10 protein-coding genes are annotated in these 12,772 nt (G+C 73.8%); 5 read left to right on the top strand and 5 right to left on the bottom strand.

All coding sequences use genetic code 11. The annotated features are described in order from the left end of the window. Positions 1 to 18: 18 nt before the first annotated feature. Together IEV65_RS06145 and IEV65_RS06150 are read right to left on the bottom strand one after the other, a co-directional pair. The gene (locus tag IEV65_RS06145; protein WP_188428775.1) at positions 19 to 870 is read right to left on the bottom strand and encodes a carbohydrate kinase family protein; all 852 of its coding nucleotides are present in this window, start codon (positions 868 to 870) and stop codon (positions 19 to 21) included. Continuing rightward, positions 863 to 2,098: a hypothetical protein gene (locus tag IEV65_RS06150; protein ID WP_188428777.1), complete on the bottom strand. Its 1,236-nt coding sequence runs from the start codon at positions 2,096 to 2,098 to the stop codon at positions 863 to 865. The genes IEV65_RS06145 and IEV65_RS06150 overlap by 8 nt, the downstream gene beginning before the upstream one ends. 37 nt (positions 2,099 to 2,135) lie before the next feature. Between IEV65_RS06150 and IEV65_RS06155 the strand changes: the two genes are divergently transcribed. The 3 genes from IEV65_RS06155 to IEV65_RS06165 all read left to right on the top strand — a co-directional run bounded on the left by IEV65_RS06155 (position 2,136) and on the right by IEV65_RS06165 (position 7,642). Next, positions 2,136 to 3,911 carry an ABC transporter ATP-binding protein gene (locus IEV65_RS06155; RefSeq protein WP_188428779.1) on the top strand — a complete coding sequence of 592 codons (1,776 nt, stop codon included), beginning with the start codon at positions 2,136 to 2,138 and terminating at the stop codon, positions 3,909 to 3,911. A gap of 150 nt (positions 3,912 to 4,061) precedes the next feature. After that, positions 4,062 to 6,494 (top strand): glycosyltransferase, encoded by a 2,433-nt coding sequence (locus tag IEV65_RS15615; protein WP_229734950.1) that lies wholly within the window; start codon positions 4,062 to 4,064, stop codon positions 6,492 to 6,494. Between the two features lie 29 nt (positions 6,495 to 6,523). After that, on the top strand, positions 6,524 to 7,642 hold the full coding sequence (locus tag IEV65_RS06165) for a glycosyltransferase family protein (protein WP_229734951.1): 1,119 nt from the start codon (positions 6,524 to 6,526) through the stop codon (positions 7,640 to 7,642). Here IEV65_RS06165 and IEV65_RS15840 read toward each other — a convergent pair. Then, on the bottom strand, positions 7,632 to 7,766 hold the full coding sequence (locus IEV65_RS15840) for a hypothetical protein (protein ID WP_268235332.1): 135 nt from the start codon (positions 7,764 to 7,766) through the stop codon (positions 7,632 to 7,634). The genes IEV65_RS06165 and IEV65_RS15840 overlap by 11 nt on opposite strands. Between IEV65_RS15840 and IEV65_RS06170 the strand changes: the two genes are divergently transcribed. Further along, the gene (locus tag IEV65_RS06170; RefSeq protein WP_188428783.1) at positions 7,765 to 8,139 is read left to right on the top strand and encodes a hypothetical protein; all 375 of its coding nucleotides are present in this window, start codon (positions 7,765 to 7,767) and stop codon (positions 8,137 to 8,139) included. The genes IEV65_RS15840 and IEV65_RS06170 overlap by 2 nt on opposite strands. Positions 8,140 to 8,169: 30 nt before the next feature. Here IEV65_RS06170 and IEV65_RS06175 read toward each other — a convergent pair whose 3' ends face one another. Then, complete coding sequence (locus IEV65_RS06175; RefSeq protein WP_188428784.1) at positions 8,170 to 9,234, bottom strand: GNAT family N-acetyltransferase; 1,065 nt, start codon at positions 9,232 to 9,234, stop codon at positions 8,170 to 8,172. 40 nt (positions 9,235 to 9,274) lie between these two features. Continuing rightward, a complete protein-coding gene (gene wecB, locus IEV65_RS06180; protein WP_188428786.1) occupies positions 9,275 to 10,345 on the bottom strand; it encodes a non-hydrolyzing UDP-N-acetylglucosamine 2-epimerase in 1,071 nt (356 codons plus the stop codon). A gap of 105 nt (positions 10,346 to 10,450) precedes the next feature. Here wecB and IEV65_RS06185 point away from each other — a divergent pair, with 105 nt between their 5' ends. Continuing rightward, positions 10,451 to 12,688, top strand: coding sequence for a glycosyltransferase (locus tag IEV65_RS06185; RefSeq protein WP_188428788.1), 2,238 nt, complete (start codon positions 10,451 to 10,453; stop codon positions 12,686 to 12,688). The last annotated feature ends 84 nt before the right edge of the window (positions 12,689 to 12,772 follow it).

Genomic DNA, 12,772 nt, shown 5'->3' on the forward strand with positions numbered 1-12,772 from the left:
TCACCTGCCGGCCAGGTGTCAGGCCAGCTCGGCGGATCGGACCGCCGCTGCCGCACGCGCGGCGCCCAGGCGCCCGCACTCGGTCGGTGGGAGACCGGCGACCCAGCCCGTCGCGAAGCCCGCGAAGAACGCGTCACCCGCACCGTTGCTGTCCACCACCTCGTCGACACGCACCGCAGGGACCTCCACCCACCCGTCGTCGGTCAGCACCGACGCGCCCTCAGCGCCGTGGGTGACCACGACCGCACGAGCCCCGGACCGCACCCGCGCCTCGGCGAAGTCACGCCAGTCCGGTATGGACACCGAGCTGAGCTGGAGGTACGTCGCCGCCTCGACGAAGTCGCCGTGGTAGGGCTTGACGCCGTCGTAGTCGTGGACGTCCACCCAGAGCTCCACGCCGGCCTCGCGCAGGGGCGTCAGCAGAGATCGGGTCTGCTCGAAGATCGTCACGGCGACGATGTCCGCGGCGACCGCGCGGCGGACGATCTCCTCGCGCCAGCGGTCCCCGACAGGAGCCTCGAGGCTGCCCGTCGTGGCGAAGATCGACACGCGTCCGCCGTGGGGATCCATGAGGTTGACGTGCTGCATCGTTCCGCGCGGGTCGACGTCCACCAGGACCTCCACCCCCGCGCGCTCCAGTGACTCGCGCACCCGGTGACCTGGCTCGTCGTCCCCGAGGCGGCACCACAGTGCGACCTCGCTGCCGCAGGCGCGCAGGTTGAGCGCCTTGCCCGCTCCGCTGGACCCCACCGCCTCGTGGCTGCCGAGGGCGAAGATCGTCTCCGACGTGCCCTGGGGGAGCGCCGGCACCCGGACCATCCGGTTCCACGACGCCCCCGCGACCACGAGAGCCCTCGGCGGCTCAGCCACCGGGCGCCAGGAGCGGGGAGTCCAGCCAACGGCCGAGGACCGCGGCGGCCGTCCTGCCGTCGTGCTGGTCGCGCGCCCACGCGGTTCCGCGAGAGGCCAGCTCCTGGTATGCCGCCCGGTCGCCCAGCACGGTCGCGAGCATTTCGCGAAGGCTCCCCGGGTCCGCCTCGACGACCGGGGGCGCCTCGGGCCAGCGGGCCAGGACCTCGGGCCGGAGGTGGGTCACCACGAGCCGGCCGGCGGCGAGAGCCTCCGTCATCAGCACGCCCGGGTTGCCGAGGACGACCTGGTCGACCACGACGTCCGCGTCGGCCACGAAGGCCGCCATCTGCGCGTGCGGCACCCCGCTGAGACGCCGGTACTCGACCAGGCCGGCCTGCTGCATACCCTCGAGGACCTCCTCGACCACGGCGGTGCCCTTGAGCACCGGGTTGGAGGGCGCGTGCAGCACGACCGGACGGGCACGCTCGAGCGGCGTGACGCCCGAGGCCGCGGCGGCGCCCGCGAACCGGTCGACGTCGACCACGAGCGGAAGCACCGTCGCCCCCGGCACGAAGTCCACGAGGTCCGGCGTCGAGACGAAGACCGGGGCGCCGGTCGCGGCATACGACGCGAGGTCGGCGCGGTTCTTGCCCACGATCGACTGGAGGGTGAGGAAGTAGTCGTCCCACTCGCGCTCCGGCGCGCGGAACGGGGAGTGGGCGTAGGTCTGCGCGTGCTCGCGCAGGTCGCGGATCTCGCTGCCGTGGTAGATCACGCCGTGCCGGACGCCGGCCGCGTCGAGAGCGGCGACGTCGTCGAGCATGGACGCCGCGTGGAAGTCGGCCAGCACCGGACGTCCCGACTCGAACAGCACGTGGCTCGCCTGCGCCAGCACCCGGGCCCCGTGGATCTCGCGGACGCGACCCCGCTGGGCGAGCACCGAGAGCTCGTGGTCTGCCGGGTAGTGGAAGTGAGCCTGGGTCAGCGAGCGCTGCGCCCACAGGTTCTGCGCCGCGGTGTCCGGCAGGCGCTGCTCGGCGGCCCGCGCCCAGGCCCAGGCCTGGCCCGCGGTGTTCCACGGACCGAGGTAGAGCCGGCGCGCCGCCCCCGGCATCGCGGCGAGAGCCCTCAGCTCGGCATCGGCGCGCCGGCGCACAGGGAGCGAGGCCAGGTCGCGCACGGGACGGGGGAGCAGGGCGAGGCCCTTCCAGGCCAGTCGTCGCAGGTCGTTCACCGGATCGGCCACGACCTCAGCCTACGATGGGACGCGTGAGGCTGGACGGATGAGCAGGCTGTGGCGTGCGTTACGTCAGCTGATGCCCCTCCTCCCCTCGTCGACCCGCTGGTTCCTCGTCGGCTACGCCGTCCTCTCCAGCCTGCTGGCCGTCGTCGACATCCTTGCCCTGTCGCTCCTGGCGCTCACGCTCGCGCCGATGGTCCAGGGTCGCCCGGTCCAGCTGCCGGTCGTGGGGGAGGTGCCGCCCGACCGCTACCTCTGGCTGCTCGGCGCGATCACCCTGCTCGTCGTGCTCAAGGGGTTGGCCACGCTCGTGCTGCAGTGGCTCGTCGCCCAGCGCCTCGGTGCCTACGACCTCGTCATCGGCGACCGGCTCTTCGGCGCCTACATCCGGGCCCCGTGGACCGAACGCCTGCGCCGCAACACCGCCCAGCTGGTCCGCCTCGCCGACGTCGGGATCGCCAACACCACCACGGGCCTGCTCCTGCCGGCCGCCTCGCTGCCCGCCGAGCTGGCGACCTTCGCCGCCGTCCTCGTCGTGCTGCTGGTGGCGCAGCCGCTCACGGCCCTGATGACCTTTGCCTACCTCGGTGGCCTGGCCGTCCTCATGTATGTCGTGATCTCGCCCCGCGCGGTCGTCGCCGGCCGGGTGGGCCGCGACTACTCCTTCAAGGTCGCGGGGCTGATGACCGAGATGATGGGCGCGCTCAAGGAGGTGACCCTGCGCGGCAAGGCGCAGGAGGTCGCCGACGAGGTGCACGCCCACCGGGTCCACGCCGTCCGCGCGCGCACCCACCTGATGTTCCTCAACTCGGTGCCCAAGTTCGTCACCGACACCGGGCTCGTCCTCGGCTTCGCCCTCGTCGGCGGTATGGCGTTCCTGCTCGGCGGGACGGCCCAGGCCTTCGAGGCGATCGCGCTCTTCGCGGTGGCCGGCATGCGGATGATCCCGAGCGTCAACCGCTTCCAGTCGATCATGACCCAGACCGCCTCGACGCTCCCGCACGCCGAGGCCGTCATCGGCGACATCGTCGAGGCGCAGGGCTACGTGCGGCAGGCGGAGCAGCTGGGCCAGGACCCGCTGCCCGACGAGCCGCGCCTGCTGTCGCTGCGCGACGTCTCCTTCACCTATCCCGGCACCGAGGTGCCGGCCCTGCGCGAGGTGGACCTCGACATACCCCTGGGGTCGTCGGTCGCGCTCGTCGGGGCGAGCGGGGCGGGCAAGTCGACGCTGGTCGACGTGCTGCTGGGCCTGCTCGTGCCGCAGCAGGGGCAGATCCGCGTGGACGACCGGCCGCTGCCGGACGTGCTCGCGGCGTGGCGCTCGCGGGTCGGCTACGTCCCGCAGGAGGTCAACCTCTTCGACGGGACGATCGCCCAGAACGTGGCGCTGACCTGGGGCGACGACGTCGACGACGAGCGGGTGTGCCGGGCGCTCGAGCGGGCGCAGCTGCTCGACGTGGTCGAGGACCGCGGCGGGCTCGGCACGAGGGTCGCCGAGCGAGGGCTCGCGCTCTCCGGCGGCCAGCGCCAGCGCCTGGGCATCGCCCGGGCCCTGTATGCCGACCCGCTCGTCCTCGTCCTCGACGAGGCCACGTCCGCGCTCGACACCGCCACCGAGGACGCCGTCGCGCGCGCGATCCGCGAGCTGCACGGTGAGGTGACGGTGATCGCCGTGGCCCACCGGCTCTCGACCGTGCGGCACAGCGACCAGGTCTGCTTCATGACGAACGGCACGATCGCCGCGCGCGGCACCTTCGACGAGGTCGTCGCCGCCCACCCCGAGTTCGCCACGCAGGCCCGACTGTCAGGCCTCGCATGACCGGACAGGCGTTCCTGCCGGACCGGACAGGCGTTCCTGCCGGACCGGACGGGCGTTGCTGCCGGACCGGACGGGCGTTGCTGCCGGACCGGGCAGGCGTTGCTGCCGGACCGGACAGGCGTTCCTGCCCAGCGCACCGAGGAGCCATAGATGTCTCTGAGTGACGTCGACGTCGATGTCGTCGTCGCGGTGCACGACCTGGCGCGCCGCGTGGACCGGACCGTGCTCTCTGCTCTGTGCGGTGCCGATGTGCACGGTGTGCTGCCCAGTGGGCACCGGGTGAGGGTCACTGTGGTCGCTCACGAGCTGGCGGTCCACGACGTGCGCGCGGTCGTCGAGGCGGGCCTCAAGGGCGGGACGGCCTACCTCGGGGCGCACGTCCGCTACCTCGAGGTCCGCGACGGGCTGCGCTCGCCGGCGGGCCCGTTCAACGCCGGACTCATGGCTGCCGACGGCCGCTTCGTGAGCATCATCGGCTCCGACGACCGCTATGCCGAGGGAGCACTGGCTGGGTGGGCGAGGCTCGCCGACGAGCTGGGCTCGGCCTGGCTCATGCCACGCCTGGAGACGGACACCGGCGAGCACATCCCCACCCCCCGGACGCGTCCCGGGCGCAGCCGTGACCTCGACCTGGTCCTGGACCGCCTCGCCTACCGGACCGCACCGCTGGGACTCCTGCGGCGCGAGGTGCTGGTCGAGCTGGGTCTGCTGCCTCCCGCGGACTCCTCACCGGAGTGGCAGGAACGCCTGTCCGGTCGGGGGGAGGAGCGGCAGGAACGCCTGTCCGGTCGGGAGGGGCCGCTGACGCCCGGGCTGGCGACCGGTGAGGACATCGAGCTGTCGCTGCGGCTGGCGACGTCGGGGGAGCGGATCGACTACGCCGTGGCGCTGCCGCCCTACGTCATCGGCACCGGGACCCACCCCGCAGACCAGCCGCACGACCGCGTCACGCACGCACGCCGCCCGGTCGCCGACGAGCTGGCGGCCCACGCCCGCCTGCTCGACCTGCGCTGGGTGCGCGCGCTGCCCGAGCCCGCCCGCCGCGCGATCGTCGTCAAGACCCTGCGCATCCACGTCCTCGCCGCCGTCCGGCGCAGGCCCGCAGCGCTGGACTGGGCGGCGGGCGAGACGGAGTGGCTGCAGGAGCTGACCCGCGACCTGCTCGCCATGGCCCCCGACGCCGAGCACGCCCTGCACCGCGCTGACCGTGACCTGCTGGACGCGCTCCTCGTCGCTCGCAGCACCGACGACCTCGCCGCCGCCTCCAGGCACCGCGCTCAGGCCGGCCGCTGGGACATCCTGCTCACCCCCCGCCCGCAGCACAACCTCGACCCGGAGTCCACCGTGCGCCAGCACCTCGACACAGCCGCGACCGTAGCCCTGGGCCGCGCCCGGGACGCGCTGGAGCGCCGGCCCGGCGCACGGCATACCGGCAAGGCCCTGCACCAGCCGGCCCGTCCCCGCGTGCTGGTGCTCTCCTTCAGCCCCATCGCCGCCGACGTGCGCGTGCTCAAGCAGGTGCGCCACCTGTCGGCGGAGTTCGACGTGGTGACCTGCGGCTACGGGCCCGCGCCGGAGGGCGTCACCGCGCACGTGCGCGTGCCCGACGACCGCCAGAACCGGCTCGACGGTCGGCTGATCACCGCGCACGCCTACCACGCGGCCTACCGCGCCCAGGCCGGCGTGCGCTGGGTGCTCGCGCACGTGCGCCCCGACACCGCCGACGTCGTCCTCGCCAACGACCTTGATGCCGTTCCGCTCGCGCTCGCCCTGCGCCCGCGCGCCGGCGTCCACGCGGACCTCCACGAGTACTTCCCGCGCCTGCACGAGGAGCATGAGGCGTGGATGCGGCGGATCTCGCCCTACCAGGAGTGGCTCTGCCGCCGGTTCCTCCCGCGGTGCGCGGCGGTCACGACGGTCAGCCACCGGATCGCGGAGGAGTATGCCGAGCAGTTCGGCATCGGGGTCGGCGTGGTCACCAACGCCGCGCCGTATGCCGACCTCTCACCCGGGCCGGTCCGCTCGCCGCTGCGCCTGGTCCACTCGGGCGCCTGCCTGCGCAACCGGGACCTGCACGTGATGGTCGACGCGGTGTCGGCGGCGGCGCAGGACGGCGCAGGCGTGACTCTCGACCTCTACCTGACGCCCAACGACCCCGGCTACCTGCAGGAGCTGCGGGAGCGGGCCGGGCTCGCCGGAGGCATCGTCACCGTGCACGACCCGGTGCCCTACGCCGACCTGCTCACCACCCTCCACCGGTATGACGTGGGCGTGCACGTGCTGCCGCCCGTCTCGTTCAACAACGCCAACGCGCTGCCCAACAAGATCTTCGACTACGTTCAGGCGCGGCTGGGACTGCTGGTCGGGCCGAGCCCGGAGATGGCACGGGTCGTGCACGAGCACTCGCTCGGGGTGGTGGCGACCGCGTTCGACGCGCGCGCGGTGGCGGCTGCCGTGGCGCGCCTGGACGAGGCGACGGTCACGGCATACAAGCAGGCGGCGGACGCCGCGGCGCACCAGCTCTCCGACGCCGAGCAGTCGCGGCGCTGGGTGGAGTCGGTGCGGCGGATGGCTGCCCGATGAGACCAGATCCACGCCGCACCCTGCTCATCATGAGCTTCAGCCCGCTGCGCTCGGACGCGCGCGTGCTGCGTCAGGTGCGGCTCTTCAGCGAGCGGTATGCCGTGACGACCCTGGGCTACGGCGAGTCACCGGACGGGGTGGTCGAGCACCTGCGCCTGCCCGACGACGTCGTCAACTGGCACAAGGACCGCCGGATGCTGGTCGCGCGGCGGTTTGAGGCGGCATACCGGAGCGCGCCGGTGGTCGTCGCCGCGCGCGCCCTGCTGGAGGGGCGCTCGAGGAGCTTCGACGTGGTGCTGGCCGACGACATCGACACCGTCCCCCTCGCGCTCGACCTCGCCCCGCCTGGCGGCGTGCACGCCGACCTGCACGAGTACCACCCCCGCCAGAACGAGGAGAACACCCGCTGGCGGCTCTTCGTCGCGCCGTACTACCGCTGGCTCGTGCGCACCTACGGCACGCGGGCCGACTCGGTGACGACGGTCGGGGAGGGCATCGCCCGGGAGTACCGCCGCCGCTTCGGGATCCGCGCGGGCGTCGTCGTGAACGCGCCCAACTACGTCGAGCTCTCGCCGTCGCCGGTCTACGAGCTGCGACCGCTGCGGCTGGTGCACTCCGGCAACGCCCAGCGCCACCGCCTGGACGTCATCCTCGAGGCGATGGACCTGGTGACGCGTCCGATGACGCTGGACCTCTACCTCATGGCCAACGACACCGCCTACCTCGAGGAGCTGCAGGTCAGGTATGCCGCGTCCGACCGGGTGCGTATCCACCCGCCCGTCGCGCCCCACGAGCTGCCGGCGACGCTCAACGCCCACGACGTCGGTGTCTACGTGCTGCCGCCGGTGTCGTTCAACCACCTGTGGGCGCTGCCCAACAAGATCTTCGACTTCGTGCAGGGACGGCTGGCTCTCGTGGTGGGGCCCAGTCCGGAGATGGCCGCGGTGGTGCGCAGGCACCGGATCGGCGTGGTCACCGACGACTTCACGGCGCAGTCACTGGCGAGCGCGCTGGACGGGCTGACCGCCCAGGACGTGCGTGGCTACAAGGAGGCCTCCGCCGACGCCGCGCGCGAGCTGTCGGCCGAGCAGCAGGTGCTGGCCTGGGAGCGGGCGGTCGACACGCTCGCCGCCCGCCTCAACGGCTGAGCCGGCGCATCGCGCCGCTGTGCCGCAGATCACCTGCCGTGGCCCGGCTCACCTCTCCGGCGCGGGAGGACAATGGGGGCAGGACCTCGGGTCCGAGGTCCAGCCGCACGAGGAGGTGCGTCATGACGACCACATCCGCCCACCGTCCCGTCCAGCACGCGGATCACGACGTCCGCAACGCCTGGCTGAGCGTGCTCCTGCTGCCGGTCGCGTTCGGGCTGGCCTTCCTGATCGGTGAGGGGCTCATCTCAGCCCTGGGCTACGAGGTGGGTGACCCGAGCGCGGAGGCGCCGCTGTGGGCAATCCTGGTCGCGACCGTGCCAGCGCTGCTCGTCTTCTGCGCGCCGGCCGTCGTGTCCTCGTGGTTCGCCCGGCGCGCGGCCCTGCGCGGCGACCGGCGCGGCTGGGTTCCGGCCGGCCTGCTGATCGCAGCCGCGGTGCTGTTCATCGGCCTGAACGTGGCCGCCGGCCTGGGTCTGGAGGCCCAGCTCGGTTGAGCCGCGACCGCGCCCAGCCGAGCGCGGACGTCATACCCGCTGCTGCCAGCCGCCCTCCACGCTCGCGGGGCGGAAGCCGAGCGCCACGTTGATCGCGAGCATGTGCTCGTTCTCGCCGGCGTTCCAGGTGTGCAGCCGCTCGACCGCGGGCGCGTGGGCGGCGAGCCGCTGCAGGTTCTCGGCCTTGACCAGCATCCCCAGGCGGTGACCCCGGTGCTCGCCGTGCACCAGGGTGTCCTCCTGGTAGCCCACCGCCGGCTTGTCCCGCGGCAGGTCGACAAGGGTGTAGGCCACGAGCTCCCCGCTGGCGACATGCTGGGCGACCGTCATCACGCGCGTGCGACCGACGCTCTCGGTGATCCGCTCCGCCTCCGCCACCCGCTCGGCGTCCCACGCCTCGGCCTCGATCTCGAGCTCGCCCGTCGGCACGTCGGTGCTCATGCGGCCCATGAGACGCGCCATGCCGTCGAGGTGCTCCGGAGGGGTGGGGCCGACCCAGCCCAGTGTCCGGTATGCCGTGCCCGCCGCCTCGCGCGCGCCGGGCAGCTCCGCGGCGGCCAGGCCCAGGGCCTCCTGCACGTGCAGCACGCTGTGCCGCTCCACCTGCTCCAGCTCGAAACCCAGGTCCTGCAGGACCCTGGCGACCGGGTCCGCAGGGACGCTGCCGACGCCGGTCCGCGGGACGATCTGCTCGGCCGAGGGGTCTGTCGCGTGGCTGGTCCACATCTGGACGGTGGTGCGGCCCGCGGCCTCCAGCTCTGGGCGCACGCGTTCCCAGAGGGCGGGGACGGCCTCGCCAGCCCGCTCGAGGGGGTCGACGAGGAAGGAGACCTCGGCGACGGTGGTGTTGTCCTTCTGCGGCATGCGGACCCACATCCCGCCGACCGTCTGCTCGCCGTCGCGCACGAGGAGCGCGAGCTTGCGGTGGTAGGTCTGCTCGGGGAAGGTCGCGTGCAGGACCGACACGGGGTTGGCGAGGTCGTCGTGGCCGAACAGCGCGAGCAGGGCCCGACGCTCCACGTCGGCGAACTCGGCCAGCTCGGGGGCCGGGTGGGTCTGGGGGTCGTGACGGACGACGGTGACGGCGAGCGGCATACCTTCAGTGTGGGCCGACACGCCGGCCGGGACAACGGGTTTAGAGGTTCGCCTGACGCTCAGTCAGCGCGTCTAGCACTGCCGCGGCGGCGTGACCGTCACCGTAGGGGGCGGCGTCGGTCGGTTCCGGCGCGGGGCGCGAGGCGGCGTCGCGCAGGGCCGGCCCCGGCTTCACGAGCACGTTCCAGCCGAGCTGGACGGTCTCGACCCACTCGGTCTCGGTGCGCACCGTCGTGCAGGGCGTGCGGAGCGCGAAGGCCTCCTTCTGCAGGCCGCCGCTGTCGGTGATGACGCCGCGGGCCGCGCTGACCGCTGCGACGAGCGCCGGGTAGGGGAGCGGCGCACGCGTGGTGAGAGCGCCGCCGACCAGGTCGAGCCCCTGCTGCTCGGCGCGGGCCCGCAGCCGCGGGTGGGCCAGGAGGACCACGGGGTGGTCGACCTGCTGGAGCGCCTCGACGACCGCGCGGAGCCGGGCGGGGTCGTCGGTGTTCTCGGCACGGTGGATGGTCGCCACGGAGAACCCACCGAGCTCCTGACCGAGCTCGGTGAGGACGGCGTCGGTGTCGGCGAGCTGGTCCCGCACCTGGTGCAGCACGTCGATCATCACGTCGCCCACGACGACCGTCCGGTCGGCCAGACCCTCCTCCGCAAGGTGACCGCGGGCGACCTCGGTCGGCGCGAGGAGCAGGTCGGCGGCGTGGTCGGTGAGCACGCGGTTGTGCTCCTCGGGCATCCGCCGGTTGAACGAGCGCAGCCCGGCCTCCAGGTGGGCGACGGGCAGGTGCAGCTTGACCGCCGAGAGGGCGCCGGCCAGCGTGGAGTTGGTGTCGCCGTAGACCAGCACCCAGTCCGGCGCGTGCTCCTCCAGGACGGCGTCCATGGCGCCCAGGATGGCGCCGGTCTGCACACCGTGACCTCCCGAGCCGACGCCCAGGTGCACGTCCGGCTCGGGGATGCCCAGGTCGCGGAAGAACACGTCGGAGAGCATCGGGTCGTAGTGCTGCCCTGTGTGCACGATGACGTGCTGCACCCCACGGCGCGCGCACTCCGCGGCGACGGGGGCCAGCTTGACGAACTGGGGGCGGGCGCCGACGACGGAGAGGATCTTCACGAAGGTCAGGGTATGTCGTCGCGGCTCCGCCGGCCGTCCCCGCCCGTGCGCCGTCCGCGCGTGCGCGCGCCGTCCGCGCGTGCGCGCGCCGGTAGGTTGGGACGCATGCGCGTGCTGGTGGTGACGACCTGGTTCCCCACCCCGGCCTCGCCGTCGACGGGGGTCTTCGTGGCGCGGGACGTCGCGGCGATCGCCGGTCGGCACGAGGTGAAGGTCCTGCACCTGTGCGCGCCCGCGTTGCTGGGCGAGGGGGACGAGGGGCGGAGGGACGAGCGGGGGTTCACGGTCGAGCGTGGGTTCACGGTCGAGCGGCTCCCGATGGACCCCCGTCGGCCCGATCACGTGGCGCGCGCGGCCCGGCGGGTCAGGACGCTGGTCGGTGACACCGACGTGCTCCACACGATGGCCGTCTCGGCGCTGCTGCCGATGGTCGGCTGGCGACCGGACGTGCCGTGGGTGCACACGGAGCACTGGTCCGGGCTGCTCGCCCCGCAGACGCTGACGCCGGCGCTGCGTGCGGCCCGGCCGGTGGTCCTGCGGATGCTGCGGCGGCCCGACGTCGTCGCCGTCGTCAGCGAGCACCTCGCCGCCGGCGTGCGCCGGGTCCGCACCGGCCCGGTGGTCGTGGTGCCGAACATCGTCGAGGGCTCCGGGCGCCCCTCCTCCCGGCGTGCCCCCGACGTGCCGCTCACGGACCGTGGTCCGCTCGAGATCGTGGCCGTCGGCGGGCTGATCGCCCGCAAGGACCCGTCCACCGCGGTGGACACCGTGGCCGAGCTGCGGCGGCGAGGTGTCGACGCGCGGCTGACCTGGGTCGGCGACGGGCCGTTGCGCGAAGCGACGGCCGACCATGGCGAGGCGAGCGGCATACCTCTCACGCTCACGGGCCCGGTGCCGCCCGGTCGGGTGCAGGAGATCGTCGACCGCGCGGACCTCTTCCTGCTGCCGACGCGGGCGGAGACCTTCTGCGTCGCGGCAGCGGAGGCGCTGGCTGCGGGGCGCCCGGTCGTGGTGGGGGACAGCGGGGGGCCGCGGGACTTCGTGGCCGCGCCCAGCGGGAGGCTCGTGACCCCGGGCGCGCCGGCGCAGAGGTGGGCGGACGCGGTGGAGCGGGTGTGGGCCGACTGTGCTGACCTCAGCGCGGAGCAGATCGCGGCGCCTGTCGTCGAGGCCTACAGCGGGGAGGCCTACGCGGCGGGCCTCGACGAGGTCTACCGGTCGTTGAGCGGCGATGCTGGGCGAGGACCGGAGTCGCGTGGCCCGGGGGAGCCCCTCGTCGACGTGGTCATCGCCACGCACTCTGCGCAGCGGCAGACGGAGCGGGCGGTGCGGTCCGTCCTCGACGGGACGTCGGCGTCGGTGCCGGTCCGGGTCACCGTGGTGTGCCACGACCTGCCGGTCGAGGAGGTCGCGGCGAGCCTGTCGCAGGAGACCCTGGCCGACCGGCGGGTGCGGCTGCTGCACCATGCCGACGGGGTGGCGAGCCCGGCGGGGCCGTTCACGGCGGGGCTGGACGCCGCGACCGCGCCGTGGGTGAGCATCATGGGCAGCGACGACCGGCTCGAGCCGGGCGCGGTCGAGGGGTGGCTGAGCGTGGCCCGCGAGACGGGGGCCGAGGTGGTCCTCACGCGCCTGGTGCTCGAGGGCACGGCCGTGGCGACCCCGCCGACGCGGATCGGGCGCAACCACGACCTCGACCTGGTGGCCGACCGGCTGGCCTACCGGAGCGCGCCCCTGGGCCTGCTGTCGCGCGCGGCGGTCGAGCGCAGCGGAGCCCGGCTGCTGCCCGGTGCCCAGACGGGGGAGGACGTGCCGTTCTCGACCCGGCTCTACGCGGAGGCGCGGGTCGCGCTCGCCGGTGGTGCGGCCTACCTCGTGGGGACGGACGCGGGGGACCGGACCACCTATGTCCCGAGGCCGATCCGCGACCAGCTGGTCTGCGTCGAGGCGATCCTCGACGACCCGTGGTGGGGGCGGCGGCCGGCCGGGCAGCAGCGCGCGGTGGCGACCAAGCTCCTGCGGATCCACGTGTTCGGGGCGGTGCTGACGCGGACCGATCCGCAGTGGTGGACGCCGGGGGAGCGCGCGGAGCTGGCCCGGATCACCCGGCGGCTGCTGGAGGAGGTGCCCGGGTGCGCCCGTCCGCTGAGCCTGGCCGACCACGACCTGATCGGCGCGATCTTCGATCCGGCGGTCTCCGCCCAGCGGCTGCTCGACCTCGCTGAGGCCAGACGGCGGCACGGGAGCCCGCGCACGCTCGTGCCCGCCGACCTCCGCGCGGCGCTGGACCCCGAGGCGCCGCTGCGGTTCATGGCCGCCTCGCTCGCCGCCACCCGCCGCTGAGGGAGACAAGATCCTGCACCTGATGCGTCGTCGTCGGTGCTGCATCGGGTGCAGGACCTTGTCCCTGCCGCGGGCTGCAACGGA

This window comes from Ornithinimicrobium tianjinense (assembly GCF_014636495.1).
Taxonomy (GTDB): Bacteria; Actinomycetota; Actinomycetes; order Actinomycetales; family Dermatophilaceae; genus Ornithinicoccus; species Ornithinicoccus tianjinensis.

Excerpts from the sequence above, each read along its gene's own strand:
- IEV65_RS06175 (WP_188428784.1), bottom strand. The coding sequence starts at position 9,234 with ATGCCGCTCGCCGTCACCGTCGTCCGTCACGACCCCCAGACCCACCCG.
- IEV65_RS06155 (WP_188428779.1), top strand. The coding sequence starts at position 2,136 with ATGAGCAGGCTGTGGCGTGCGTTACGTCAGCTGATGCCCCTCCTCCCC.
- IEV65_RS15615 (WP_229734950.1), top strand. The coding sequence starts at position 4,062 with ATGTCTCTGAGTGACGTCGACGTCGATGTCGTCGTCGCGGTGCACGAC.
- IEV65_RS15840 (WP_268235332.1), bottom strand. The coding sequence starts at position 7,766 with ATGACGCACCTCCTCGTGCGGCTGGACCTCGGACCCGAGGTCCTGCCC.
- IEV65_RS06185 (WP_188428788.1), top strand. The coding sequence starts at position 10,451 with ATGCGCGTGCTGGTGGTGACGACCTGGTTCCCCACCCCGGCCTCGCCG.
- IEV65_RS06165 (WP_229734951.1), top strand. The coding sequence starts at position 6,524 with ATGAGCTTCAGCCCGCTGCGCTCGGACGCGCGCGTGCTGCGTCAGGTG.
- IEV65_RS06170 (WP_188428783.1), top strand. The coding sequence starts at position 7,765 with ATGACGACCACATCCGCCCACCGTCCCGTCCAGCACGCGGATCACGAC.